At 74.0% G+C, this 25,194-nt stretch carries 20 protein-coding genes; 5 read left to right on the forward strand and 15 right to left on the reverse strand.

The window, feature by feature from the left end; translation table 11 throughout:
- The first annotated feature begins 16 nt into the window (after positions 1 to 16).
- Both AC27IY_RS06010 and AC27IY_RS06015 read left to right on the forward strand, forming a co-directional pair.
- Positions 17 to 277: a hypothetical protein gene (locus AC27IY_RS06010; RefSeq protein ID WP_423446299.1), complete on the forward strand. Its 261-nt coding sequence runs from the start codon at positions 17 to 19 to the stop codon at positions 275 to 277.
- Positions 274 to 414, forward strand: a complete 141-nt coding sequence (locus tag AC27IY_RS06015) for a hypothetical protein (protein WP_487177339.1) — start codon at positions 274 to 276, stop codon at positions 412 to 414. The genes AC27IY_RS06010 and AC27IY_RS06015 overlap by 4 nt, the downstream gene beginning before the upstream one ends.
- Positions 415 to 451: 37 nt before the next feature.
- Here the strand turns inward: AC27IY_RS06015 and AC27IY_RS06020 are convergent, their stop codons facing one another.
- Both AC27IY_RS06020 and AC27IY_RS06025 read right to left on the reverse strand, forming a co-directional pair.
- Complete coding sequence (locus AC27IY_RS06020) at positions 452 to 898, reverse strand: cupin domain-containing protein (RefSeq protein WP_487177340.1); 447 nt, start codon at positions 896 to 898, stop codon at positions 452 to 454.
- Positions 895 to 1,287, reverse strand: coding sequence for a VOC family protein (locus AC27IY_RS06025; RefSeq protein WP_487177341.1), 393 nt, complete (start codon positions 1,285 to 1,287; stop codon positions 895 to 897). The genes AC27IY_RS06020 and AC27IY_RS06025 overlap by 4 nt, the downstream gene beginning before the upstream one ends.
- Positions 1,288 to 1,398: 111 nt before the next feature.
- Here AC27IY_RS06025 and AC27IY_RS06030 point away from each other — a divergent pair, with 111 nt between their 5' ends.
- Positions 1,399 to 1,968 (forward strand): helix-turn-helix domain-containing protein, encoded by a 570-nt coding sequence (locus tag AC27IY_RS06030; protein ID WP_487177342.1) that lies wholly within the window; start codon positions 1,399 to 1,401, stop codon positions 1,966 to 1,968.
- Here the strand turns inward: AC27IY_RS06030 and AC27IY_RS06035 are convergent, their stop codons facing one another.
- The 12 genes from AC27IY_RS06035 to AC27IY_RS06090 form a co-directional block, all read right to left on the reverse strand.
- Positions 1,969 to 2,508 (reverse strand): hypothetical protein, encoded by a 540-nt coding sequence (locus AC27IY_RS06035; protein ID WP_487177343.1) that lies wholly within the window; start codon positions 2,506 to 2,508, stop codon positions 1,969 to 1,971.
- Positions 2,501 to 3,025, reverse strand: coding sequence for a hypothetical protein (locus AC27IY_RS06040; RefSeq protein ID WP_487177344.1), 525 nt, complete (start codon positions 3,023 to 3,025; stop codon positions 2,501 to 2,503). Before AC27IY_RS06040 ends, AC27IY_RS06035 begins: the two co-directional genes overlap by 8 nt.
- A gap of 52 nt (positions 3,026 to 3,077) precedes the next feature.
- A complete protein-coding gene (locus AC27IY_RS06045; RefSeq protein WP_487177345.1) occupies positions 3,078 to 13,595 on the reverse strand; it encodes a WXG100-like domain-containing protein in 10,518 nt (3,505 codons plus the stop codon).
- Between the two features lie 10 nt (positions 13,596 to 13,605).
- On the reverse strand, positions 13,606 to 13,950 hold the full coding sequence (locus AC27IY_RS06050; protein WP_449953698.1) for a hypothetical protein: 345 nt from the start codon (positions 13,948 to 13,950) through the stop codon (positions 13,606 to 13,608).
- Positions 13,947 to 14,351 carry a YbaB/EbfC family nucleoid-associated protein gene (locus tag AC27IY_RS06055; RefSeq protein WP_344206596.1) on the reverse strand — a complete coding sequence of 135 codons (405 nt, stop codon included), beginning with the start codon at positions 14,349 to 14,351 and terminating at the stop codon, positions 13,947 to 13,949. The genes AC27IY_RS06050 and AC27IY_RS06055 overlap by 4 nt, the downstream gene beginning before the upstream one ends.
- Positions 14,352 to 14,448: 97 nt before the next feature.
- Positions 14,449 to 14,853, reverse strand: coding sequence for a hypothetical protein (locus tag AC27IY_RS06060; RefSeq protein WP_344206597.1), 405 nt, complete (start codon positions 14,851 to 14,853; stop codon positions 14,449 to 14,451).
- Positions 14,850 to 15,740: an SseB family protein gene (locus AC27IY_RS06065; protein ID WP_487177346.1), complete on the reverse strand. Its 891-nt coding sequence runs from the start codon at positions 15,738 to 15,740 to the stop codon at positions 14,850 to 14,852. The genes AC27IY_RS06060 and AC27IY_RS06065 overlap by 4 nt, the downstream gene beginning before the upstream one ends.
- Positions 15,741 to 15,773: 33 nt before the next feature.
- On the reverse strand, positions 15,774 to 17,894 hold the full coding sequence (locus AC27IY_RS06070; RefSeq protein WP_487177347.1) for an iron ABC transporter permease: 2,121 nt from the start codon (positions 17,892 to 17,894) through the stop codon (positions 15,774 to 15,776).
- Positions 17,891 to 18,874: an ABC transporter substrate-binding protein gene (locus AC27IY_RS06075; RefSeq protein WP_423475282.1), complete on the reverse strand. Its 984-nt coding sequence runs from the start codon at positions 18,872 to 18,874 to the stop codon at positions 17,891 to 17,893. The genes AC27IY_RS06070 and AC27IY_RS06075 overlap by 4 nt, the downstream gene beginning before the upstream one ends.
- Positions 18,875 to 18,922: 48 nt before the next feature.
- Entirely contained in the window at positions 18,923 to 19,741 is an 819-nt protein-coding gene (locus AC27IY_RS06080) for an ABC transporter ATP-binding protein (protein ID WP_487177348.1), read from the reverse strand.
- Positions 19,742 to 19,828: 87 nt separating this feature from the next.
- On the reverse strand, positions 19,829 to 20,623 hold the full coding sequence (locus AC27IY_RS06085; protein ID WP_487177349.1) for a hypothetical protein: 795 nt from the start codon (positions 20,621 to 20,623) through the stop codon (positions 19,829 to 19,831).
- A 71-nt stretch (positions 20,624 to 20,694) separates the two neighbouring features.
- On the reverse strand, positions 20,695 to 21,834 hold the full coding sequence (locus tag AC27IY_RS06090; protein ID WP_449953717.1) for an amidohydrolase family protein: 1,140 nt from the start codon (positions 21,832 to 21,834) through the stop codon (positions 20,695 to 20,697).
- Between the two features lie 125 nt (positions 21,835 to 21,959).
- On the opposite strand from AC27IY_RS06090, the gene sigJ reads away from it, so the two are divergent.
- Positions 21,960 to 22,868 (forward strand): RNA polymerase sigma factor SigJ, encoded by a 909-nt coding sequence (gene sigJ / locus AC27IY_RS06095; protein ID WP_487177350.1) that lies wholly within the window; start codon positions 21,960 to 21,962, stop codon positions 22,866 to 22,868.
- On the opposite strand, the gene AC27IY_RS06100 is transcribed toward sigJ, so the two are convergent.
- Positions 22,865 to 23,965, reverse strand: coding sequence for a hypothetical protein (locus AC27IY_RS06100; RefSeq protein WP_487177351.1), 1,101 nt, complete (start codon positions 23,963 to 23,965; stop codon positions 22,865 to 22,867). The two genes, sigJ and AC27IY_RS06100, sit on opposite strands and share 4 nt — an antisense overlap.
- Positions 23,966 to 24,063: 98 nt before the next feature.
- Between AC27IY_RS06100 and AC27IY_RS06105 the strand changes: the two genes are divergently transcribed.
- A complete protein-coding gene (locus AC27IY_RS06105; protein ID WP_487177352.1) occupies positions 24,064 to 25,191 on the forward strand; it encodes an ROK family transcriptional regulator in 1,128 nt (375 codons plus the stop codon).
- Positions 25,192 to 25,194 lie beyond the last annotated feature (3 nt).

Raw genomic sequence — 25,194 nt, forward strand, 5'->3', positions numbered from 1 at the left:
CGCGGAGGTTGAGAGCATGGCGCATTGCAACGGTTGCGGCAAAGAGGTGTCGGAGGGAAGCCTCTGCGCATTGTGCGCCGCGAAGATGGTCGCCTACCACGACGGGGATTACGACGACGAAAACGATCCCGCCGTGAAGCTCTACCACCGGACCGCTGCCAAAATGAACTCGAATTCATCCTCGTCGAGCGGATGCGCTCTCGTCGTGCTCGCCCTCACGTCGGTCTCCGCCGCCCTCACGGCCACGGGGATCGGCATAGAACACCTCATCGGTTGATCGAGAAGAGCCAGGGTTCCCTCGACCGGGTGGTCGCCCAGCACGATGTGGTTTCGCGCGAGATCGTGCCGGTCGGCATTCTTGAGAGCGCCGCCGACAATTCAGTCTTCCGCTATTTTCGGCGGGCGGCGAGCTGAACGAAATGCCGCCAGAGGAAATTCTGCGGGAGCTTCACTAGGTGGCGTCCGGTGGTGGGCCGAGGATCTGGTAGCCGTGGCGGGCGGCCACCTCGGCCAGCAGGGCGGGGTCGGGGCCACCGCCGGCGATGTCGGCCGCGAAGTGTTCGAAGCCGGCCGGCCAGGTCAGTTGCAGCAGGCGGAGCGGGGAGTCCTGGCGGTTGGCGAAGGCGTGGGGCAGGTGGCGGGGGAGCAGGACGAAGTCGCCGGGTCCGGCCTGCCAGGTCCGGTCGCCGCAGTACAGCTGGACGGTTCCCGACAGCACGTAGAACGCCTCGTCGTCGTTCTGGTGCACGTGCCAGGGGGTGGCGAAATCCGGCGGGCATTCCTGTTCGATGAGGGTCAGGGCGCCGGCGGTCTCCGGCGTTCCCGCTTTCACGGTCATCGTGGTGCCGAGGAAGTGATGGGTGGCGCCGGTGCCGGCGGGGAGGTGGAGTGCGCTCATGGTCGCCTCTGCTGGGTGTAGAGCCGGATCTCGATGCCGTCGGGGTCGGTGATGCCGCTGATCAGCCATCCCACGCTGCCTTCGGCGATGCCGGAGTGGCTGATCTCGAGCGCGTCCAGGTGGTCGGACCAGGTGCGGAGGGCTTGGAGGGTCGGCACGGCCAGTGCGACCGGGTCGAACCCGTACCAGCCTGCGGCCCGATCGGGCTCCTCGCGCAGCGCGAGCATGAGCGTCCGGCCCGCGTCGGTCAGCGCGACGCCGCGCAGCACGCCGTCCTCGACGAACTCGATCTCCACCTTGAGGCCGAGCGTGCGGCGGTACCACTCCAGGCTCTTGTGCACGTCGGAGACCGGCAGCTTGACGTGGTGGAACCCACCTAAGAGCGCCATGATTCACCTCTTGTAGTGAGACTCTAAGGCCACACTTTAAGGTGCTACTCTAAACAAATGGAAGAGGCCAGGAGTCCGAAACGCCGTTCGGCGGAGACCAGAAACCGCATCGTGAGCGCCGCCCACGAGCTGTTCGTCGTGCGCGGCTACGCCGGGACGACGTTCCAGCTGGTCGCCGACGCGGCCGAGGTTTCGGTGCAGACGGTCTACTTCCATTACGGAACCAAGAGCGAGTTGCTCAAGCACGTGGTCGACGTCGCCTCCGCCGGGGACGACGAGCCCGTCCCGCTCCTGGAACGGCCCTGGTTCGCGGCCTTGCAGGCGACGGTGGACCCGGCGAAGGTCGTAGGAGGATGGGTTCACGAGAGCGGGGTCATCCTCGACCGGGTCGCCCCCGTCCTGGCGGTGGTGCGGGACGCGGCGGCCGGTGACGCTGGCATGGCCGCCCAATGGGCCGCCAACAGCCGGGAGCGGCACACCGCCCACGGCACGGTCGTCGCCATGCTGGCCCGTCTGGGGACCCTGCGGCCCGGCCTGACGGAACGCCGGGCCACCGACATCACCGTGGGGATCCTGTCGCCGGACCTGTTTCTGGTGATGCGGCGCGAATGCGGCTGGACGACGCCGCAGTGGGAGGACTGGGCCGCCGACCAGCTCTCCCACGGCCTGCTGACGCGCTGATCAGCGGGTGCGCAGGCGTTGGAAGTCGGTCAGGCTGCGGCGGTAGAAGGTGAGGTCGCGTTCCAGTTTGTCGCGGGTGAGACGGGCGGGGTCCGAGGCCCGCAGGGCCTGGCCCTCCTCGGTCCAGAACGCCTCCGGGGGCAGCTCGGTGGCGCCCTCGGGGAAGAATTTCAGGGCCTCGGCCAGGGCGTCGGCGGCGAAGCGCCAGTTGGTGGTCACCTTCGTGTAGGCGTCCTCGCCGGCCGCCACGCCGGCGGCGTACATCAGCCCGCCCTCCAGCGCGCGGTCGGCGTAGGTGGCCGCGACCAGCGTCCACTGGCCGGGGTCCAGGAGCTCCGACAGGCCCGCGCCGAAGGTCAGCCCCTCCGCGCGGGCCGCCTCCTCCGCCTCGTACGGCACCAGCACCTCGGCGGCGCCCAGCCGCAGCACCAGGCCGTCCGGCTCGTGCGTGACCTCGGCCGCCGCCGAGCCCTGCGGCTGGAGCAGGTCGAAGTGCACGTACGCCTCCACCAGCGAACGCGCCAGCCCGCGCTCAGACATAACGGCCCGCCAGCTCCTGGTAGGTGTCGCGGACGATCAGCAGCCGGTCGAGCGCGAACCTGCCCGGCTCGGCCGCCCGCACCAGCCGCCCGCGCTCCGACCAGAACCCGTCGTCCGGCACCGCGTCCGCGCCCGGCGGCACGAACTTGACGGCCTCCTCGACGGCCGCCGCCGCGACGCGCAGCGACCGCAGCGCCTCGTCCCGGTCGTCGACGGGGACGTTGCCCGCCGTGAGATCGGCGACCCACAGCCATTCGCCCGCGTCCAGCAGCTCTGAAGGCTCGGGACCGCCGAACGTCGGGTAGCCGGACGGCATCACCGGCTGTTCCGGCAGCCCGAACACGTACTCGCGGGCCGCCCCGCACCCCTCGCACACCCCCGTGTAGCGGTTGGCCAGGGCCCCCTCGACATTCACCAGGCCGCTGCGCCAGGTGGTGTCGACCGACCCGCAGGCGCACGGATGCAGGTCGAAGTAGAGATGGGCCTCGTCCCTCGTCCGGGCCACCGCGAATGCCATACCCGTCCTTTCTTCGGCGGAATTTCCATGATGCCCGACCCCGTGGGGGCGCTCATGCTCCTATTCGCTGCTGCTCGCCGGGACGCTGCCAGAGGTTCGGGCGCAGGCCGCAGCGGCACGGCTCGTTGTCGGGGCAGATGCACTCCGGCGGCGGGTTCCAGCCGGTCGTGTCCGCCAGCCTGCGGGCCCGTGCGTAGCGGGCGGGGCGGTCCACCGGACGGGGGCCCGCCGTCAGGGTGCCCAGCTCGGCCGCGACGGGTTCGGCGATCAGCCGCCACACGCCGGGGCCCGCGGCGGCGAGCAGGTCGTGCAGCACCCCCAGCCGGGCGGGGCGCTGCGCGGCGGTGGCGGAGCGCACCTGGCGGACGGCCTCGTGCACCTCGGCCAGCGCGGCCAGGTCGACTTCCGGCCGGCCCTGGGCGCGGGCGACCGCGGCGGCGGCGGCCGCGGCGGCGGCGCGCTCGTTCGCGCCGACCGTGCGGGTGGGGTCGATCCGTACGGTGAGTACGCCGGGATCGGGCGTTCCTGGGTTGTTGTCCGGGCGGATCTCGACGGGGATCGGCGGGCGGCCGGGCAGCACGAGGTCGGCCAGGTCCGGGCCGTACAGGTGGACGCGGGCGCCCATCAGCGCGGCGCCGCGTACGAAAGCCTGGGCGGCGGCGGCCTCCGGCAGCGCCGGGCGGTTCCTGATCGCCGCGACGTGGGCGGAGGTGAGCGCGCCGGTCCGCGCGAGTGTGAGCAGCGCGGCCGCTGCGCCCGGCTGTCCGGGCGCGAGTCCCGCCCGCTCAGCCTCGGCCCGCAGCGCCGCTTGCGCGTCGCGGTTCCCTCCCTGGTTCACCGCGACCGCGAGGCCCCGGATGCGCGCCAGCGTCGCTGCCCCGGCCGGGCCCTCCAGCGTCGTGGCCGCCGTCCCGCTCGTGGCGGCGGCGGGCTGGGGAGCGGCGGGCTGGGTGGTGGTGTGGGTGGCCAGGTGTTCGGCCACGGACACGGTGGTCCTGTGGTCGGGGTTCGCCGGGACGTGGAGGGTCAGGCGGCCCGGTGTGGCCTCGGTGGCACGCACGTCCGTCGTTCCCGCGGGTGCCGGTTCCAGGGTCAGGGTGAAGGCGCCGCCTCGGGTGGTGACGGTGAACTCGCCGGGGCGGCCCGGCACCGGGGACAGGTCGGCGACGCCGGCGATCTCGGCCAGCCGGGACAGCCCGGCCGCCGAGGTGTCGAGGCCCGCCGTGATCTCGGCGTTGAGCAGCCGCGCGATCCGCCCCTGCGACCGGTCGGCCACGGGCACGCGCGGCCCCGTGCCCCACGGCGGCGGTGGCGGGGTGTGGCCGCGGCGTTCGAGGTCGGTGGCGACGGCGTCGATCGCGTCGGCGAGCAGCGCCCGCCGGGCCGGGTCCGTGGCCGCGCGCCATTTGTCCGACAGGTGGGCGTGCTCGTCCAGCCGGGGGACCACGCAGAGGTCCGTGCCCTCCGCCTGGCCGGGGGACAGCGACGGCCTGATCACGCCCTGCGGCGCGCCCGCCGCGGTCGCCGCGACCTCCTGCGCGATGTGCGAGTACTCGTGCACGAGGACCGACGACACGACGTCCTGGTGGACGCGCGGCCAGACGCGCAGCACGTGCGGGTGGTCCGGGTTGCCCGCGCGCAGCTCGGTGGAGGCGTTCAGCCCCTCGCCGGGCTCGCCCACCACCAGACGGACGTGCTGGTCGGGCGCGGTGGCGAACCGCAGGGTCACCGTGTCGTCCCCGGTCCAGGTCACGCTGGAGACGGCGCCGCCGAGGTCGGCCGCGGTGACGTTCTGCGCGCGCAGCTCGTCCAGGGTCAGGTCGGGGTCCCCGTCGGGGCGTCCCGACCTGGACAGCGGCGTGTTCTCAATGGCGGGCGAGGCCACGCCGGCCGAGATGCCCTGGCCGACGCTGCCGCCCACCGCCGCCTGCCCGCTGACGTGCTGGACGGGCCACGCCGGCTTGTCGGCGTCGACGACGAAGGTGCCGCGCGCCACCAGCTCGGCCACGACCTGCTGGGTGAACGTGCCGGGCAGGCCGGGGTTCATGAAGACCTCGCGCAGGTTGAGGCCGATCCGGTCGGCGGCGGTCAGCACCGCGGGCGGGACGGTGGCGAGCGCCTCGGCGAACCCGCCGTCCGGGGTCTGACTGAGCAGGGAGCCGTCGGGGAAGGCCAGGAAGCGGTGGACGCCGTCCGCCTCGCGGACCGCCACGCGGACCACCTCGCCGCGCTCGCGGGCGGCCAGGCGGGCGAGCTCCACGAGCTGGACGAGGCCGCGCACGTTCTGGGCGGGCACGAAGGCGACCGTCCGTTCCGGTACGGCGGGCGACGGGGTGAGCCGGACGCCGTTCTCCATCCGGGAGCGCAGCTCCGCCAGCTCGTTCTCCGTCAGCGTCACCTCGACCTCGCCGCTCGTGGCGCCGGTCAGGTGCACGGGAACGCCGACGACCCGCTCGTCCTCGCCGCGCGGCCGGGCCACGTACTGGAAGGTGAGGTCGTAGTCCACCCGGAGGCGCACGTTGTAGAGGCGGCCCTTCTCGAACTTGCTGCGCTCGCGGCGGGCACCGTGGTGGTCGGACACGCTCTCGGACGACTGCTCGCCCACCCGCATGCCGCCGTCCAGGCCGGTGTCGGCGTGACCGGCGTTGCCGCCCACGCCGACGGGCAGCGCCCGGCCCCGCGAGACGGTGGTGTTCGTGGCGTCGGCAGCGCGGTCCACCTCGCCCTTCTCGGCCTCGTACGGCCCGGCGACGACGGTGAGGTCCGACAGGCGGGCCCGGATCCTGACCTGGGCGCCCTGGTCCTTGAACTTCAGCCGCGACACCCGTTCGACGTGCCCCTCCGGCCCGGTCATCCGCTCCAGCGCGGTCACCAGCCCCGACGGGGACAGCCGCCTGACCAGCTCGTTCCGGCGCTCCGCGACCGCGGCCTCGCCCAGCATCTTCGTGAACTGCGCGGTGACGACCTTCAGGAGGGTGGGCTTGTGCGGGTCTTCCCACACTCCCTGCGGGAAGTGGCCGGGATGCAGCTCGACCCGTCGCGGGTCGGGCGTGAGGACGACCGGGCCCGGGTCCTGGGCCGCGTTGACGATCATGCCGGTCGGGATGCGCCGGATGATGCGGGCGCGATAGGTGGCCTTGGCGTAGCGGACCCTGCGCAGGAGCTTGGCGGTGGTCCGGGCCACCTTGTTCTTGCGCACCTGCCGCCGCTCGACCTCGATGACCAGCCTCGGCCTCTGCTCCACCCGGTAGTGCCCGGCGAACTGGCTCATCCGCTGGAGCCGCACCTCCTGCTGGTTCACCGCCACCGCGTACGACCGGTTGCGGTCCGTCGACAGGCCGAGACCCTGGCCATCGCCGTTCTCCGCGCTGCTGACGTCCACGCCTCCCGAGTAGGAGCCGTTGTAGGACGCGGACCTCGTCCGGTCGAAGTAGCGGTAGTGCTGGAGGATGGTGCCGGCCTGCGAGGTGTGCGAGAGCATCCTGCCCCTCCGGGAGTCGCCCTCGTTGTCGTAGACCAGCCGCGCCCTGACCGTCACCTCCTCGGCCCGGGCGTTCTGCGCCCCGGCCTGTACGTGGTAGGTCCTCTCGTAGCCCGTCCGCGACCACATGTCGGCGAGGTGGATGATCACCGCTTCCCGGGAGAAGTCGATGCTCACCTCCTCGCGCAGCGTCGGGCTGACCTCCGCCATGCGGGGGTAGGCGGTGTCCACCGTGTCGAGCACCGCGTCCAGCGGGTCGACCGGGTTGCCCTGTTCGTCGGACAGCTCCAGCGACTCGGTGGCGCCGATGCCCGGTGACCGGTCGTAGGAGGAGGCGAGCACGACGTCCCTGGAGTTCTCGACGTGGGTCGCCGCGTCCCGCAGCGCCTCGTCGAGCTGCTGGTCCGCGCCGCCCTGCCGGGCGGTGGTCGCCGCCGGGCCGAGCCCCGTCACCTCCCTGATCTTGGCGAGCAGGACCTCCGGGGTGTGCCGGGCGGCGTACCCCACGTCCGCGCCCGCCGCCCGCGCGGCGGTGAGGTCCTGGAGGTAACGCTGCACCAGGGGCACGGCGAGGGTCTGGTCGAGGGTGAGGCTGCCGTTGACGAACCGCTCGATCGCGTCGCCCACCAGGCGGCCGGGCAGCGCGATGTCGCCCTCGGCGTACATGAGCAGGGCGTCGTACTCGGGGAGCGAGAACAGCGCGGTGCCCTGCGCCTGGGAGGTGCGGATCTCGCCCACCGGCTGCCGGCTCTCCGTGGGCAGGGCGTTCATCCTGCTCTCCGCCCCCGTCAGCGTGAGGTCGACGGGAGCGCGGATGATGTACTGGCGGCCGTGCTCGATCGTCAGCTCCTCGGTGCCCCAGATGTCGAGGAGCGAGGTGGACTCGGAGGTGCCGCCGGAGCGGGAGGGCAGCCCGAGGGTGCCGCCGTCGCGGGAGGCGCCGTTGTCGTCGAGGTCGGACCCGCTGACGGAGGCGCCGACGTTCACGCCGGAGGAGCCGCCCCAGGAGACGCCGGCGCTGTTCAGCCCGAACAGGATGTTGCCGCTCACATGGTCGACGACGGCCAGCACCTCCGCCTCGCCGGTCTCGGCGGACACCGACAGCGCCGACCGGGTCGGCACCCCCTGGGGGCGGACCGCCAGAGCGGTGGCGAGCGGCCGGTTCAGCAGCTTGGGGTGGCCGACGAGGTTACGCACGTTCAGGAACGCCACGAGGTGCTGGTAGGCCGCCGAGTCCGCGCGCATCCCCTCCGGGAGCACCCGCTGCGCGGCGGAGACCAGCCCCTGCACGTCCATGTGGAGCAGCCGGACCCGTGACAGCAGCCGGCCCCGCAGCGGGCCGAGCGGAGCCGGCACGGAGGTGGGGCCGCCCGCGCTCGGGTCCGACGGGAGGAGGTCCGCGGCGAACAGGAGCTTCGCCCGCCCCTCGGCGGTGGCCAGCGTCTCGGCCTGACCCTTGTGCACCAGGTCGGCCTGGATCTCGTGGCCCAGGGAGAAGATCGAGCTCGGGCCGCCGTTCTCGTCGAGGTTCACCAGGTTGGTGGTGCCGCCGGCGCTGGAGCCCACCGTGAGGGTTCTGTTGCCGCCGCCGTTGACGCCCGCCTCGTGCGCCAGGCCGTCGTGGCCCTCCTCCGGGCCGTCGCTCATGGCGACGGAGCCGCCGCCCGCGTACGTGCGGGATTTGCTGATCCCGCGCGCCGAGGTGTCGGAGCCGATGTCGAGGTTGACCACCGTCTCGGAGTCGGTGTAGCCGAGGTACTTCACGTCGCGGAAGTCCTGCCGCAGCGACAGGCGCAGCAGGTAGTGCTCCGGGGCGCTGTTGCGGCCGTGCAGCACCAGGTCGATGCCGAGGCCGCCGGTGCCGTCCGGCTCGGCCTGGGCCAGCACGTCGTACGCCGACCTGATCCGTTGCTCGGAGAGCTGCTCCAGGACCTCCTGCCGGTTGAGGATCTGGCTGGCGCGTTCGAGGCGGTTGGAGGAGTACTGCGGCACGCCGTTCACGGTCTTCGGGACGATGCCGCGTTCGGCCAGCTCGTCCATGACCTTCGTACGCAGCTCGTCCAGCCCGTCGATGTCCTGCACGAGGGCGGGGCCCGAGCCGCGCATCTGCCCCGGGCCGTCGCCGAGCCACTCCGGCAGCACCGGCAGGCGGCCGGGCGGCGGGCCGGGCCGCGGATCGCCCCGCAGCACCGGGACGCCGTCCGGGCCGATGAGCGGCTGACCGTTCCGGTACACCAGCGCCGACCGGGCCACGGGCAGCCCGTAGCGGTAGGCGGCCGACTCCCTCATGCTGACCACCACCGAGCTCCGCACCGGCGGCAGCTTGACCGGCCGGCGGCCGATCCGCTCCACCGTGAACGTCGTCCGCGTCTCCAGGCGGTAGGCCTGCTTCGGGCTGGTCTTGCGGTGCACGCTCGGATGGATGGCCTGCTTGTTCGCGGTCGTCGCGTACGATCGGCTTCCCGACCTGGAGCCCTTGACCTTCGGGCCGATGTTCGGCGCGTAGTCGCCGGGGCCGTCGACGCCCTGCAAGGCTGCGATGGTGGGGCCTGCGGAGACGCTGAAGTCCAGCGACCTGCCGGCGGAGGTGCCGCCGGGCACCGCGGCGAAGTCGACGAGCACCTCCTCCTCCCACTCCTCGGCGGTGCGCCCGCCCACAGGCTCGGCGGCCACCAGGACGACCTCGGTCTTCGCGTGCACCCGGAGGTCGGGCTCGCCGTTGACCGTGAAGACGCCCTCCAGCCCCTCCGGCCTGGTCGCGTCGCGCAGCCGGTGGGACAGCCTGGTCATGAACGTGCGCAGCTCGCCGTGGGCCTTGCTGCCCACCTGGGCGTACTCGCCGCCGGCCTCCTCCATGATCTCGGTGAGCGCGTCCTCCATGCCGGTCATGGCGCTGACCAGGACATGGTTGGGCATCTTCGGATCCCGCTTGTCGTCGTCGATCCAGGTCAGCTTGTCCGGGGCGGCGTCGGTGTAGGAGTGGGAGACCCACAGCCGCTGCGTGGCGGAGTCGCCGGGCGCGCCCGAGTCGATCACCTTCGTGCCCCGCCAGCCGCCGCTCTCGCTGGTCTGGATGTCCACGGTCCAGCGCGCGGCGGCGTCGAACAGCAGCGACTCGCTCCGGTTGTCGGCGACCGAGCCGCCCTGCGCGAACATGCCGGCGCCGCCCGTCGCCGACACGTTGCGCCCGCTCCCCAGGCCGAGGCCCACGCCCGCCAGCTTTATCGCGTTCTGCAGTGATTCGCCGTCCGGCATGAGCTGCGCCAGGGCCGCCGTGTCCACGCCGAGGCCCATGCCCGCCAGCTCCATCACGGCCCGCGGCCAGTCGCCCTCCGGCAGGAGCTGCGCCAGGACCGCCGTGTTGAAGCCGCGTGACAGCCCGAAGCTGCCCGCCTCCGTGGCCGACACGATGTGGGACGCCTGGAAGAACAGGCCCACCATCATCTCCGACGCCTTGACGCCGGGGTCCAGCACCTCCGCCAGGTCGCTCAGGCTCAGCCGGACGCGCACCTCCACCGCCTTGGCGCCCTGGCCCACGCGCAGCACGAGGCCGTCGGGGGAGGCGGCCTGGTGGAAGTCGGCGCGCAGCGCGCGCTCCAGCCCGTCCGGAGTGAAACGGTAGGTCGCCCCGTGGCTCGCCAGCAGATCGTTCACCGAGGCGGTCAGGGCCGACAGGTGGGCGAGCCGTCCTGTGGGCATCGCGCCGGGCAGGGTGTCGGGGTCCGGCAGGGCGGCGGCCATCGCGTCCAGGTAGTTCTGGTGCAGGCCGAGGGCCTCGGCGGTCAAACTCTGGGCGATCGTGGCGTGGGGGACACCGCCAGGCGGCGTCGGGGGGCCCTGGGCGGCGTACCTCATCGCCGACAGCGCCTGCTCGTACTTCAGGCGCGTCGCCGTCGCCCGCAACAGGGCGGCGCTGTACGCCTCGGCGATCCTGGTGTGGCGGGCCTGCGTGGCCCGGTGCACCCGGTTCTCCTGCCTGGCCTTGCGCGCCCGCTCGAAACGGGCCTCGTCGTGCTGCTTGAGCGCCTTCTTGGCCTGCCGGGTGGCCTTGCGGGCCTCCACGCGGGCCTCCTCGGCGCTCTGTTGCTTCGCGGTGATCTGGAGCTGGAGCTGCTGCTCGGCGCGGCGGAGCGCGTCGATGGTGTCGCTCACCTGCTGGAGGGTCGGGTCGGTGCCCGGTAACGGCGGCGTCTGCGGCGTCCGGGTGTCCTGGGTGGGAGCCCAGGGCGGGGGCGGCAGGGTCTGGCCGCGCAGCGCCAGCTTGCGGCCCAGGCCGTCGATGTCCAGGGCGAGCAGGCGCTTCTCCTGGAGCGTCGGCGCCTGGTGCCACTTCTCGGTCAGCAGGGCCAGCTCGTTGAGCTGTGCGTCCACGCACAGGTCCGTGGTCGCCTCGGTCCTGGCGGTCCTGCGGCGGCCACGGTTGCCGCCGGCCTTGACCTCCTGGAGGGTGTCGGTGATCTCGTGCAGCCAGACCCGGGAGAGCTGGTCGTCGGCGACCCGCGGGTTGAAGTGGACCACGTGCGGGTTGTTCGCGTCGTTGCCCCGGGCGAGGTTCTCGCCCTCGGCGAGGTCGGTCTCGCCCATCAGCTTGGACGACGACAGGCCGCCCACGACCGGGCGGAAGTGGTGGGTGCCGTGCTCGCGGGTCTCGACCACCAGCGTGCTGCCGTCCTGCGACCAGGTCAGGCTGAGCACCCCCTGGGTCAGGAAGTGGCGGGCCAGGAGCTCGGCGACCGCGTTCTTCACCTCGTCGAGGGTCAGGTCGGGGCCTGTGCGGCCGTCGGTGACGTACCGGGTGCCGGGAATCGGGTGGGAGGTGACCGTGCCCGGCTTGCTGGTGGCGGGGACCGGGCCGGTGGCGGGGTCCGCGGCGGTGTCGGTCGCGGGGGGCGTGGCCAGGTCCGCCCTGGCTTGGGAGACCAGGAGCAGGGCGGACGCCTCCACCTGGAGGTCCGCAAGGTTCGCCACCTGTTCGGCGCGGGCGTTGAGGACGGTGCGGATGCGGTTCATGGTCGCGGCCGGGATGGCGCGCACGCCGTCGGCCGTGGGGACGAGCAGGTCGCCGGTCGGGCCGAGCACCGCGCCGGGGAACTCGGCGGTGAGCGCGCCGATCAGCGCCGTACGGGCCCGCGCGGCCGGCGTCACGGAGGCGACGGGGGCGTCGGCGGGTCCCACGTCATCGGCCAGGCGCGTGGCCGTCCCGGCGGCCGGCGCCCCGCCGGCCGCCGCCGGTTGGACGCCGGCGGCCTCCGGCTGGACGTCGGCGGCGCTGTCCGGTTGTGGCGCGGCGGCGGCGTCCGGTTGCGGTGCGGTGCCGGCCTCTGGCTGGGCGGGGGTGCTGTCCGGTTGCGGGGCGGCAGCGGGCTCCGGCCGCGACGCGGCGTCGGGCTGTTGCGCGGTGGTGGCGTTCGGCTGGGAGGCGGTGGTCGCGTCCGGTTGCGGGACGGTGGCGGCGTCCGGCTGCGATGCGGTCGCCGGCTGCGGCGTCCGGGCCTCCGGGCGGGCGGGGGACGCGTCCGGCTGGGCGTCGGGGGCCGGTTGTGAGGCGGTGGCGGGGTCGGGCTGCCTCGACTGCTGGTGCTGCTGCCCCGTGCGGCGGGATTCGGAGCCGTCCGTGTGCGCCTGGGGCTGGTGGTCGGGGGTCGAGGGCTGGGAGGCGGTCCTGGCGGGGCGGCGCTGGGTGGACGGGTCGGCGTCCGGAGCGCCGGTCGCCGTACGCCGGGCGCCGTCGTCCCCCGTGAGGTCGTTCGTGGCGACGGGGCTCGCCGGCGCGCGGCCGGGCGTGGAGACGGTGCTGCGGACCTGCGCCGGATCCGCGCCCCCAGGGCGGCCGACGGCGGCGGCGGCCGGGTCGCCGCCGCTCGGCCCGCTGCCGTTGGGCCCGCCGTTGACCGGGCTCCCGGCGGCCGGGTCACCGGGCGGGGCCCCACCGGCACGGGCGGCGTCGGTGCGGGCGGCCGCGTCGTACGCGGAGGCGAGCGAGGTGATCGGATGCGCGAGCGCCGTGTACACGTCCGGGTTGAACGGGCTGATCGTGCCGGTGCGCCCGGCACCGCCGAAGAAGCCCCCCAGCAGGGCGTCCGCGGTGAACGGGTCCTGCCACTGGTCGTACACGATCCTGTTGGCGATCACGCTGCCGAACGGCGAGGCGATCGTGTTCGTCAGGCCGGTGGTGAGCGCCCGCCCGGCGAACCCCGGCACGCCGCTGGTGACGCGGGACATCGGCCCGGCCAGCCTGGTGCCGATGATCGCGCCGCTGCCCGCGCCGATGGCCGCGGCCCTGGTCTTCTTCCAGTCCCACTCCTGCCGGGTCCCCATCTTCATCTGCTGGTACTGGGCGGCCGCGTCGATGAAGACCTCCTCGCCGATCTCCTCGATCAGCTCGCGGCCGATCGAGGAGGCGAGCAGCCGGGTGATGAGGCCGCGCCCGGTCGCGCCGTTGAGCACGGTCACCCGGGCGAGCTGCCGGGCGGCGAGCGGCCTGCCGCCCGCCATGGCCAGCCGGACGAGGATCCGGCTGATGGCGGCGCGGGCCGCCGCCGCGTACGGGCCGATGATCGCGGTGCTGGACCCGGCGGTGAAGAAGGCGGCGTACAGGGCGATGGCGATGGCGACGACGGTCACCCAGAAGGCGACGTTGACGGAGAGCTTGGAGTATTGCGTCTCGACGGCGAAGTCGCTCGCCTGCTGCGTGTACGCCTTCGCGTTGTCCGACACGCCGGTCAGGCCGCCCTCGTGGCCGTACAGGAACTGCGCCCTGGAGACGAAGTCGGCGGTGGCGGGCGCGGCCCAGCCGGACGCGACCACGCGCACGGCGGCCCCGGCCTCCGGCGCGGAGGAGACGGCTGCCGAGCCGAGCGCCTGGTACGCCTGGGCCAGCTTCGACAGCCCGCTCTCGCTGGCCTCCGGCCACTTCTGCCCGGCCGACAGCATGGGGATGAGCCAGGTGACCACCCATTCGGGCAGCGCCTCGGTCTCCCAGGCCGGTTCGACGTCCCGGTCGATGCGTACGGCGGCGACCGCGCTCGGCAGTCCGCCGCCGTTCTGGCTGCCGGGGTTGGTGAGGCCGCCGGCGTTGTTGGTCGCCACGTCGCCGGGGTCAGACCTGCATCGTCAGGTTGGCCTGCAGGTCGTTCTTGATGTCGGCGTCGGTGAGCAGGGTGTTGTCGACGTTCGCGCGCACTCTGGTGCCGGCGTCGACGATGGCCTCGGCGAGGTCCTCGTACTGGGTGAGCATCCGGTTCGGGCCGTCGCCCCGGAAGTGGGCGGCGTAGAAGGACCGGCCCTCGGCGCCCGCGCCCCACGGCTCGGCCGCGAGCGCGGCCTTGACCTGGGCGATCAGGCGGGTGGCCTCCCCGCTCAGCTCGTCGGCCATCGTCGTCCACTGCGTGATGCCGCGGTAGACGACGGGCTTCGCGATCTGCGTGCCGTCCCAGAGCCTCACCTTTTGCCCTCCATCCGTTCGGCGAAGCGGGCCATGGCGGTGTCGAGGTCGCCGTCGAGGTGGGCGAGGAGCTCGTCGCGTGGCACGACCGGCTCCAGGATCTCCACGACGCGCTCGCGCGCCTGGTCCGTGGCCCGCTGTACGGTGTCGAGGATCGTGCCGGCCAGGCGCCGCGCGTCGGGGTGGCGGTAGATGCGCGGATCGAGGTCGAGCCCGACGAGCTCGCCGCGGGCGCCGACGGTCACGGTCACCAGGCCGTCGCGCGACTTCGCGGTGGTCCGCAGGGTTCTGGCCTTCTCGTGCAGCTCCTGGCCGGCGTCGGAGATCTGCCGGAACATCTCGCGCAGTTCGTCGGCGTAGGCGCGCATCGCCGCGGCGTCCGGCCGTTCCGACGACTCCACGCGACAAACCCCCGTTGCCAAGCTCACACGTCCCCGACGTCACTCACGTGTTACGGATCAGTTTCCGTCACATGAACAGCAGAAGGCAAGAGATCTATCAAAAGTGTTGAATCCCGACATCTAGCGGCATGGCGTGCTCACGCAGATCCGACACCTCCTCCCGGGGAACCCATCGCCGGTAGACCCCGCGCTCGATCCGCTCCAGCCCGAGCCCACGCGCCGTCAGCACGGAACCGCCGAGGTACTCCAGGCACAGCTGCCCGTCCCGCTCCTCCCGTACGAGGAACGACTCCTGCCGCCAGCGGCAGACGGTCCGCACCAGGTGCAGCGCCTCGCACTCCGGCGCCGGCACCGTACGCACGTGGCAACCGGGCTCGACCTCCTCGAAACCGTCCAGCGGCTCGGGGCTCCGCAGCCGGATCCACAGCTCCATGGCGTGCGGCTCCGGGCTGGCCGGGTAGTCGGCGCCCTGCCAGCGGGCCAGGTAGAAGCTCCCGCTCATGCCGCCCGCGTCCCGATGAGCAGCCATCGCCGCAGGTCGCCGTGGTACATCGCGCGCCGGTGCTCGGTGCCCCCGGCGGTCAGCTCCCAGATCTCCGCGCCGTGGGGGAGCGGCACGTCGTACACCTTGTACTCGCGGATGACGTGGTCGACGCTCGGCACCAGGCCCATCCCGACGAACGGCGGCTCCTCGACCACCCAGCCGGCGACCGCCGCGCGGCTCTCCTCGTCGGTCCCGCCGTAGGGCGTGAGGTAGAGCTCCAGGCCGGCGGGCCGCCAGCGCAGCACGTTGAGCGAGCCGTCGTCCGTCAGCATGCCGGGCTGCCCGAGCGCCGCGGCGAGCACGTCCGGCGTGGCGATGTGCGAGACGTCCAGCGCGTGGTGGCAGTAGCCGGAGATCCGCGGCTCGCCGCCGGTCAGCAAATCGTGGACGTCGGCGGGCGCGAGCAGCTTCTGCACCGCCGGCACCCCCGAGTCGGGGGCCAGCCGCAGGTCCTGGATCAGCGTGGGGACCGCCAGCCTGGCGACCGTACCCGGCTCCAGCAGGAAGGCGGCGGACAACCCGGGGTTGACCGCCAGCCCCCACCGGGGGTCCGGCCAGCCCGCCGCCAGCTCGGGCAGCGCGGCGATCCGGCCGTGCTGAGCCGCCCCGCCGGTGGCCAGCCGCATGCCCTCCACCGACGTGTACGCCACCACCCAGGTACGCGGACCGTCCGCGACCGTCGCCCACGCGGGCGGCTCGTCCCCGGCCGCCGCGGCCGCGGTGATCGGCAGCGCCAGCTCCGTGTCCCGCAGCAGGGCGAGGCACAACGCGGTCTGGCCGTCCTGGTGGGCCGCCCACAGCCGCTCCTCGAACGGGCTGACCGGTCGATGATCGGTTGATGTCATCCGTCCAGTCTGCCCCGGCCCGCGGCGTGCGCCTCAGCTCGCGTCGGCCTGGGCGCGGGCCCGCCAGAGCAGGTAGACGAAGTACGGCGTGCCGATCAGCGCCGTCACCAGGCCGGCCGGCACCTGGGCGGGGGCGATGACCGTACGGCCCAGGGTGTCGGCGAGGCTCACCAGCAACGCGCCGAGCAGGGCCGCCACCGGCAGCACCCGCGCGTGCCGCGAGCCGACCAGGGCGCGGGCGGCGTGCGGCGCGACGAGGCCGACGAAGCCGACCACGCCCACCGCCGACACCGCCGTGCTGGTCAGCACGACCGCCGCGCCCAGCGCGGCCAGGCGGACGGGCTCCAGGGGCACGCCCAGGACGCGCGGGGTGTCCTCGTCCAGCGCGAGCAGGTCGAGGTCGCGGCGCAGCCAGGCCAGCAACGGAACGGCCACCAGCAGCGCCAGCACCACCGGGACGAGCTGGGCGGGCACCCGGCCGTACGTGGAGCCGGACAGCCAGGTCAGCGCCAGCGCGGTGTTCCACGGGTCGGACTTGACGATGATCAGCACGGTGACCGACGAGCAGGCCGCCTGCATGGCGATGCCGATCAGGACCAGCCGGTCCGAGTGCAGCCCGCCGCGCCACGACAGCGCGTACACCACGGCGAACGCGACCAGCGCGCCCACGCCGGCGGTGACGGACATCATCCAGACGCCGGCCAGCGGCGCGGCGGCCAGCAGCGAGATCGCCCCGACCCCGGCCCCGGCCGTGACGCCGAGCACGCCGGGCTCGGCCAGCGGGTTGCGGCACACGGCCTGCACCGCGGCGCCCGCGACGGCCAGCGCGGCCCCCGCCAGCACGGCGGCCAGCACCCGGGGCCAGCGCTGGTCGAGCACGAACGTGAGCGCCCGCCCCGAGCGGCCCTGCAGCCAGTTGAGCACGTCGCCGGTGAGCAGCCACCGGTCGCCGCCGAGCAGGCCGGCGACCAGCGCCGCGACCAGCAGCGCGGCGCAGACCGCCACCACGGTGAGGAAGGCCCCGCGGCCGCGGGCCCCGCCGGTGCGTACGGCAGGCGGCCTGCGGGTCGGCCCCGCGTCCCGGTAGCGCCGCGCCAGCCAGATCATCACGCCCGCGCCGAGGATCGTCGTGACCACGCCGGGCGGCACCTCGACCCCGGCCTGCCCGCCGAGCGCGGCCCGCAGCAGGATGTCGGAGCCGAGCACGATCAGCGCGCCGGCCAGGCCGGACAGCGGCAGCAGCGCCCGGTTGCGGTGCAGCCCGGGGATGGTCCTCGGCAGCAGGCGCACGATCACCGGCGCGCAGAGCCCGACGAACCCGATCGGCCCCGCGATCGTCACGGCGGCCGCCGCCAGCAGCACGGCCATCAGGACGAGCCAGCCGCGCATCCGGCGCACGTTCACGCCGAGCACCGCGGCGGTGTCGTCGCCGAGGCCGAGGATGTCCACCCGCGGCCCGATCAGCACGGCCGCCACCAGCACCGCCGCGATGAGCGGCCCGAGCTGGGCGACGGCGCCGAAGTCGCTCTGCACGAGCGAGCCGCTGCCCCAGGCGTACAGCCCGGTGGTCTCCTGCTCGAACAGGATCATGACGAGGTTGGTGAGCGACTGGAGCGCCAGGGCGGTGGCGGACCCGGCGAGGATGAGCCGGGTCGTCCCGGCGCGCCCGCCCGCCGACAGCGCCATCACCAGCCCGGCCGCGGCGAGGCCGCCGACCAGCGCGAGCCCGCCCGACAGGGGCAGCGGCAGCGCCAGCCCGAACGCCGCCGCCGTCGCCACCGCCAGGTACGCCCCGGAGCTGACGGCCAGCGTGTCCGGCGCGGCCATCGGGTTGCGCGCGACCGACTGCAGCAGGGAGCCCGCGACGCCGAGCGCGACGCCCACGGCCACCCCGGCGAGCAGCCGGGGCAGGCGGGAGGCCAGCAGCACGCGGGCGGCCTCCTCGTCGCCGCCGAACGGCAGCGCCAGCAGGTCGAACGCGCCGATCGACGAGGTGCCCTGCGTCACGTGGACGGCCGCCACCACGACGACGGCGGCCAGCGCGAGCACGAAGACCCCGGCGGCGCCGAGCCGCCGGAGCGGCGTGCCCGGCGGCTCGGGCGCGAGAACCGGCCCGGCCGGCGCGCCCGAGCCGGGTCGTGGCGCGTTGCTCAACCCGCGTACGCTTTCACCAGCGCGTCGGCGAACTGCTGGCCCGACAGCGGCCCGCCGAAGGTCCAGATGCCGTTGGGCAGCTTGTGGACCTGCTGGCTCTTGACGAACGGCAGCGACTTCCAGATGGCGTTGGAGGCGAGCCCGTCGGCGAAGACGTCGTCGCCGTCGGAGGCGTTGTAGAAGAAGCGGATGTCGGGGTCCTTGAGCGCGGTCAGGCCCTCGACGTCGGTGGTGCCGAGGCCCCACTGCTCGTCCACCTTGCCGGTCCAGGCGTTGGTGAGGCCGAGCTGCCCCGCGATCTCGGAGACCAGCGAGCCCTTGCCGAACAGGCGGACCGAGATGGTGCTGCCCTGCTTCCACCCGTCGGCCATGACGAACGGCTTGCCCGCCGCGCCCGCGTCGGCCAGCTTCTGCTTGCCGGCGGCCATGGCGGCGTCGAAGTCGGCCATCAGCTTGGTCGCCTGGTCGGACTTGCCGACCGCCTTGGCGATCATGTCGAGGTCGTCACGCATGCGCTTGATGTTGTCGCTGCCGTCGCTGCCCTTGGTCACCAGCACCGGCACGAACTTCTCCAGCTGCCCGATCAGCGGCGCGTCCCGCGCGGCCTCCATCACGACGAGGTCGGGCTGGAGGGCGCTGATGGAGTCGACGCTGGGCTCCTGCCGGGTGCCGACGTCCTTGACCGAGTCGTCGAGCTTGGCGGCGGTGTCCCAGGTGGCGTAGCCCTTCACGTCCGCCGCGCCCACCGGCATGACGCCGAGGGAGGCGAGGATCTCGGTCTCGGCCCACTCCAGGCTGACCACCCTGGTCGCCGGCCGGTCCAGCGTGACCTCCTTGCCACGGCTGTCGGTCACGGTGATCTTGGTGGCGGCGGAGGGACTGCCGCTCGGCCCCGCCTGTTCGGTCACGGGGGCCTCGGTCGTCCCGCACGCGGTGGCGAGCAGGACGGTGGAGGCGAGGGCGAGCAGGGTCTTGCGCATGGTCTTTCCTGACGTGTGGTGAATCGGGGGAGAGGGTGCTGAGAGAGATCAGACGGCGACCGGGACCGCGCGGGTGTGCCGGCCGACCGGGCGGGTGCTCACGGTGCCCGTACGGGGGTCGCAGGCGACCTCGATCCGGATGCCGTAGGCGGCGGTGAGCAACTCGGTCGTGAGGACCTCGGCGGGCGTGCCCTCGGCGCGGACCCGGCCGCCCTGCAGGAGGACGACGTGGTCGGCGATCTCGGCGGCCTGGTTGAGGTCGTGCAGCACGACGCCGATGGCGACGCCGTGGTCGTCGGCGAGGTCGCGGACGAGGTCCAGCAGCTCCACCTGGTAGCGCAGGTCCAGGAACGTGGTGGGCTCGTCGAGCAGGAGCACGCCGGTGTCCTGGGCCAGGCAGGTGGCCAGCCAGACGCGCTGCAGCTCGCCGCCGGACAGCTCGTCCACGGGACGGTCGGCCATGACGGCGACGCCGGTGAGCTCCATCGCGCGGGCGACGGCCACCTCGCCCTCGGGGTCGCCGGACTGCCAGCGCCGGCGGTAGGGGTGGCGGCCGTAGCCGACGACGTCGCGTACCTGGACGCCGCCCGGCGTGGGGCGGCTCTGGCAGAGCAGCGTCACCCGCTGGGCGAAGTCGCGGGGCGTGAGGTCCAGCGCTGAGGAGCCGTCGGCCAGGGTCACCGCGCCGCTGTCGGGGCGGTGCAGCCGGGCCAGCGCGCGCAGCAGGGTCGACTTGCCGCTGCCGTTGGGGCCGACGAGGGCGGTGACGCGGCCGGGACGGAGTGCGATGCGGGCGTCCTGGACCACGGGGGTGCCGTGGTAGCTCAGGCACAGCTCCGCGCCGCGGAGGGAGATCTCCTCAGTCATGAAGCTAAGGTTAGGCTAACCTTCGCAGCCGGGGAATACCGGGGCCCCCTCTCGGGCACGTGCTCCTGGTCACAATCGCGATCACGCTCACGCCGGCAGCCGGCGGCGGCGCAGGACGAGGCCCGTGCCCCCGGCCAGCAGCAGCAGGGAGCCGGTCAGGATCAGCACCCGCCCGTCTGGGCCGGCCTCGCCGCCGCCTCCCGTGGAGACGCCCCCGGACGGCACCGCCGTGGAGCTTTCCGTGGCGTCGTCCTCCGGGTCCTCCTCCTTGTCGTCGTCGGTGGGAGTGGGGGTGGGAGTCGGCGTCGGGGTCGGGCTCGGGGTGGTGCTCGACGTCGGGGTCGGGCTGGGCGACCCGCCCGTGGCGCTGATCGTCAGCGGGTGGTCCACAGGCTTGGCGGTGCTCGGCAGCTCGCACTCGATCACCGGATCCTGCGGGCTGGGACCGAAGTTGACGGACGCCGCGTGCACCTTGCCCGTGCCCGCCTGCGACGGGGTGGTCGTCAGGTTGACCGTCGTCGTGGGGAGCGTGATCGGCGCGCCGGGGGAGACGCCGGTGAGCTGGGCGACGCCCGTGGCCGAGGTCAGGCCGGGGATGCCGCTGATGCCGGCGTAGGCGTACAGGTTGAGCCCGGCCTCCAGGCCGGTCGCGGGCGCGAGGAGCTGCGCCGACCCGGAGTAGGAGCCCTTCCAGGTGATCGTCAGGTGCTGCTGGACGCCGCCGGTGGCCGGCACGGTCAGCTCGACGCTCAGCTTGACGTTCTGCTTGTCGCCGGTCGCGGTCGTGGTGCACGTGTAGTCCAGCACCTCGGGGGCCGCGGCGGCCGCGGGGGCGCTTCCTAACAGCAGGGCGGCGAGGGGGACGAGCAGGGCGACACGCACGGAAGGCTCCCGGACGGGTGGGGACGAAGGGTTCAAGTTTCCACTATCCGTGCGTGTCGGCAAGGTCTCGCCTAGCGGGTCTGGCGCACTCCTCGACGCCAGACGTCCACGATGGAGGCGGTGGCGGTGATGTCACGGGTCGGGTCGCCTTCGACCAGCACCAGGTCCGCGCGGAGACCGGGGGCGATCCTGCCGCGGTCGTCCAGGCCGAAGTGCCGGGCGGGCACGCTGGTCGCGGCGGCCAGCGCCTCCTCGGGGCTGAGCCCGGCCTCGGTGAGCAGCTCCAGCTCGCGGTGCAGGCCGGCGCCGTGGGCGGGCGTGAACGGGGTGGCGTCCGTCCCGGCGAGCAGGGGCACCCCGGCCCGGTGCAGGTCCCGCAGCGCGCCGGCGGCGTTGGCCGAGCTGCCGGGACGCGCGCAGTCGGCGGTCCTGACGTGCTGAGCGGTGATCGCCTCGAAATAGGCGAGCGTGGTCACCACGAAGACCTCCTGGCGGCGGGCCCGCTCGGCCAGCCGCCGGGAGGCCGGGTCGCCGGGCGCGAGGTCGGTCCACACGTGGGCCAGGCCGTTCACGCCGGCGTCGAGCGCGATCTCCACCTCGGGCGCGGTGATCGCGTGGGCGACGACCCGCAGCCCGGCGTCGTGCGCCGCCCCGGTGAGGGCGGTGGCGACGTCCGGCGTCATGGCCGGCAGGTCGGCGCCGTGCACCCTGCCGTCGTCGATGACGATCTTGAGGTAGTCGGCTCCCTCGGCCAGCCGGGCCCGGACGAACGCCGGCGCCTGCGCGGGGTCGGACACGAAGTCGATCTCCGGGGCCTCCAGGCCGGCGAGCACGGTGCCGGCCAGGGCCGCCAGGAGCTGGGTCGGGTGCCCGCCCGGCGCGGTGGCCAGGGTGCCCGCGCTGCGCAGGTCCGCCACGTCGTCGCTCTCGGAGGCGAGCCGGCGCTGCTCGCCGAGGATCTGCGGCAGGCAGAACATGTCGAGCTCCGTGGTGACCCCGTGCCGCAGGGCCTGGGCCAGGCTGCCGTCGAACACGTGCGTGTGGGCGTCGATCAGCCCCGGCAGGAGCGTCCTGCCCGCGCCGCTCACCTCGGCGTCGGCCGGCCGGCCGGCGCCGACCGCGGTGATCGACCCGCCTTCGATCATCACGTCGGTCCTCGCCACGGACCGTTCGCCGTCGAACAACCGGACGTCGCGGATCAGCGTACGCATCGAAATCTCCTCCATCAGTCGTGACGCCACCAGAGAGGAGTCCCGGCGGACGGATGTGACATCGGGCGTCGATGTCACACTTCGGGCGTGACGGCGCTCTTCGGCGGCGGATGAGGAGGTTCGCCATGACATCGACCCCAGGGGACGCGACCGCCACGGAGCAGTTCCTCGGCCATCGCGAGCTGCTGTTCTCGGTGGTCTACAACATGCTCGGCAGCGTCGCCGACACCGAGGACGCGCTGCAGGAGGTGTGGCTGGCCTGGTCCGCCCGCCGCGCCAGGCCGGCCGCGGGGCCGGTCGAGAACGCGCGGGCCTATCTGGTGCGGATGGCGGTGAACCAGGCGCTGGCCCGCCGCGCGGACCTGAGCCGCCGGCGGGAGACGTACGTGGGCCCCTGGCTGCCGGAGCCGCTGATCACGGTCGAGGAGGACGCGGCCGCCGCCGCCGAACGGGCCGAGTCGTTGTCGATGGCGATGCTGGTGGTCCTGGAGACGCTGTCACCGCTCGAACGGGCGGTGTTCGTGCTGCACGAGGTGTTCGGGTACGGCCATCCGGAGATCGCGGGCATCCTGGGCCGCACGCCGGCGGCGGTCCGCCAGCTCGCCGCCCGTGCCCGCCGCCACGTGCACGCGCGGCGCCCCCGTAGGCGGGCCGAGCCGGACGTCCACGCCCGGGTCACCGAGCGGTTCGCCGAGGCCGCGCTCGGCGGGGACCTGAGGGCCCTGCTGGAGGTGCTGGCGCCGGACGTGACCCTGTGGACGGACGGCGGCGGCAAGGGGCCGGCCACCAGCCTGCGTCCCGTGCACGGCCGCGACCGGGTGGCCGCCCTGTTCGTGTCGGTCGCCGCGACGCTGCCCGACGGCGGCCTGGACCTCCGCTACCGGCGGGTGGCGGGCGACCCGTGCGCGCTCGTCTTCTCCGGCGACAGCCCGCTGGCCGTCGTCGTCGTGGAGCTCGCGCCCGACGGTGAGCGGATCAGCGGCATCTACTCGGTGACCAACCCCGACAAGCTGGCCGGGATCGGCTCCCGCTAGGCCCGGTCGGGAACCCGGCGGCGCGGCGTGTACGGCGGCAGCCCGCCGAGATCCCGGTCCGCGTCCGGCCAGCGGCGGCGGAGCAGTCCGGCGGTCCGGTCCGCCCAGCCCGCCAGGTGCGGCAGCGCGCCCTTCGAGACGCCGGCCGCCGCCTCCAGGGTCGCCACGAGCTGGGCCCGGCTGTCGTCGCCCGGCGGTCGGGCGTCGAGGGCCGGCAGGCGTTCGGCGCGGACGAGGGCGTACCAGAGGCAGGCCGCGGCGAGGCCGAAGCCGTAGCGGTGGTCGTCCTCGGCCTCGGGCACGCCCGCCGCCAAAGCCCGCCGGTACGCGGCGGCCGGCCCCGGATCGGCCACCGAGAGCCAGCCGGGTCCGGGGACGTGCAGGCAGACGGCGTCGTGCAGGCAGTGCGTGTACCCGGCGAACTCGAAGTCGATGAGCCGGGCGTCCGGCTCGCCGGCGGCGTGGACGAGCACGTTGTTGCTCTCCGGGTCGCCGTTGCTCAGCGCCAGGAACGGCCCGGGCTCGCGCAGCTCGGCCACGGCGGCGGCCAGCTCGTCCGCCGCGCGGCCGGAGACCGGCGCGCCGAAGTCGGCGGACGCCCGCAGCCCCCGCTCGTGGTGCCCGGCGAGGTGCCCGGCGCGGTCCTCGGCGGGGGAGACCGGGCCGAGCGCGGCCCGCCGGGCGTAGTAGGCGGCGGCCCGGCCGGCGGTGGCGGCGCTCAGGGTGCCGCGGGCGCGGCCGAAGGCGGCGAGCCGGGCGGCGTGCGGGGCCGGGCCGTCCGCGTGCAGCAGCCCGTCCAGCGGCGTACGCGGGGACAGGTCCTCCAGCACCACGAGGCCGCCGTCCAGGTCGGCGGCGAGGACGCGCGGCGCGAGGTCGAGACCCAGGTCGTCGGAGAGGAAGCGCAGCGCGGCCACCTCGGTACGGGTCCGCCGGCCGTCGTCCCGCGCCTGGAGCACGTGCGGGCGCGTCCACTTGACGATCGCCGATCCGCCCGCGCCGAGCCGCGCCCGCGCCACGGACCAGGGCGGCACCGGCTCCCAGCGGACGACGGCGGCCGACAGGAGGGACTCCACCCGGGCGGCACGGCTGATCACGCGGGCAGCCTACGACCCGGACGCCCCAGATTCGCGACATATTGCCTAATTCGGACGGAAGCCTTATTTTCTCACCAGTAGTTACTTAAGGGGCGACGATGGGCGAGCGGATCTCACCGGTCCAGGACGTGCGCAGGCATCACCTGCGGCTCGTGCTGCGCAGCCTGCGCGACGACGGCGTCCAGCCGCGCGCCGACCTCGCGCGGCGGCTCGGCCTGTCGGCCACCACCATGACCAAGGTCGTCGGCCAGCTCCTCGACGAGGGCCTGGTCGCCGAGGGTGCCGTGGAGGGGGCCGGCCAGCGGGTCGGCCGGCCGTCCACGGGCATCGGCATCAGGGCCGACGCGCGCAACGTCATCGGCGTACGGGTCGGCGCGGGCACCGTCGAGCTGGGGCTGTGCGACCTCAGGGCCCGGGTGACGCGGAGCGCGTCGTTCGCCTTCGACCCCGCCGAGCGGCCCGGAAGGGTGGTCGCGCGCATCGCCGAGGAGGCGTCCCTGCTGGCCAAGGGCCTGCCCGACGGGCGGCTGCTCGGCGTCGGGGTCGCCGCCCCCGGCCCGGTGGACGCGGAGCACCGCCGCAACGTCCTGTCGGTCAACCTCGGCTGGCGTGACGTGCCCTTCGCCGACCTGCTGGAGCCCGCGCTCGGCGTCCCCGCGGTCGTGGACCACAACGTACGCGCCATGGCGCTCGCCGAGAGCCGCTACGGCGCGACCGGCGGCGCGGACCCGCTCCTCTACGTCCACGTCCGCACCGGCGTGGGCGCCGGGCTGGTGATCGGCGGGCAGCCGTTCCGTCCCGGCGCGTACGGCGTCACCGAGCTCGGCCACCTGCGCGTGCGGGAGCAGGGCAGGACCTGCGCCTGCGGCGCCACCGGCTGCCTGGAGACCGTCGTGTCGGAGGCGTACCTCGCGGAGCGGCTCGGCCGCCCCTCGCCCGACCCGCTCGCCGAGCTGGACGACGAGCTGCTCGGCGAGGTCGCGGGCCACCTGACCACGGGCCTGGCCAGCGTGGTCAACCTGCTCAACCCCGAGCTGATCCTGCTCGGAGGCATCTTCCGCACGGCTCCCGAGCCGGTCTTCGACCGGGTGCGCGCCGCGCTGCGCGCCAAGGTGTTCCCCGTGCTGCGCGACATGGTACGGGTGGAGCGTCCGACCCTCGGCGGCGACGCCGGGGTCGTGGGCGGAGCCGCCGTCGCCCTGGACAGTTTCTTGTACGAAAGGTAGACA

This window comes from Nonomuraea sp. B208, assembly GCF_057536035.1.

Excerpts from the sequence above, each read along its gene's own strand:
- AC27IY_RS06010 (WP_423446299.1), top strand. The coding sequence starts at position 17 with ATGGCGCATTGCAACGGTTGCGGCAAAGAGGTGTCGGAGGGAAGCCTC.
- AC27IY_RS06020 (WP_487177340.1), bottom strand. The coding sequence starts at position 898 with ATGAGCGCACTCCACCTCCCCGCCGGCACCGGCGCCACCCATCACTTC.
- AC27IY_RS06060 (WP_344206597.1), bottom strand. The coding sequence starts at position 14,853 with ATGAGCGGGAGCTTCTACCTGGCCCGCTGGCAGGGCGCCGACTACCCG.
- AC27IY_RS06065 (WP_487177346.1), bottom strand. The coding sequence starts at position 15,740 with ATGACATCAACCGATCATCGACCGGTCAGCCCGTTCGAGGAGCGGCTG.
- AC27IY_RS06040 (WP_487177344.1), bottom strand. The coding sequence starts at position 3,025 with ATGGCATTCGCGGTGGCCCGGACGAGGGACGAGGCCCATCTCTACTTC.
- AC27IY_RS06025 (WP_487177341.1), bottom strand. The coding sequence starts at position 1,287 with ATGGCGCTCTTAGGTGGGTTCCACCACGTCAAGCTGCCGGTCTCCGAC.
- AC27IY_RS06090 (WP_449953717.1), bottom strand. The coding sequence starts at position 21,834 with ATGCGTACGCTGATCCGCGACGTCCGGTTGTTCGACGGCGAACGGTCC.
- sigJ (WP_487177350.1), top strand. The coding sequence starts at position 21,960 with ATGACATCGACCCCAGGGGACGCGACCGCCACGGAGCAGTTCCTCGGC.
- AC27IY_RS06080 (WP_487177348.1), bottom strand. The coding sequence starts at position 19,741 with ATGACTGAGGAGATCTCCCTCCGCGGCGCGGAGCTGTGCCTGAGCTAC.
- AC27IY_RS06105 (WP_487177352.1), top strand. The coding sequence starts at position 24,064 with ATGGGCGAGCGGATCTCACCGGTCCAGGACGTGCGCAGGCATCACCTG.
- AC27IY_RS06075 (WP_423475282.1), bottom strand. The coding sequence starts at position 18,874 with ATGCGCAAGACCCTGCTCGCCCTCGCCTCCACCGTCCTGCTCGCCACC.
- AC27IY_RS06035 (WP_487177343.1), bottom strand. The coding sequence starts at position 2,508 with ATGTCTGAGCGCGGGCTGGCGCGTTCGCTGGTGGAGGCGTACGTGCAC.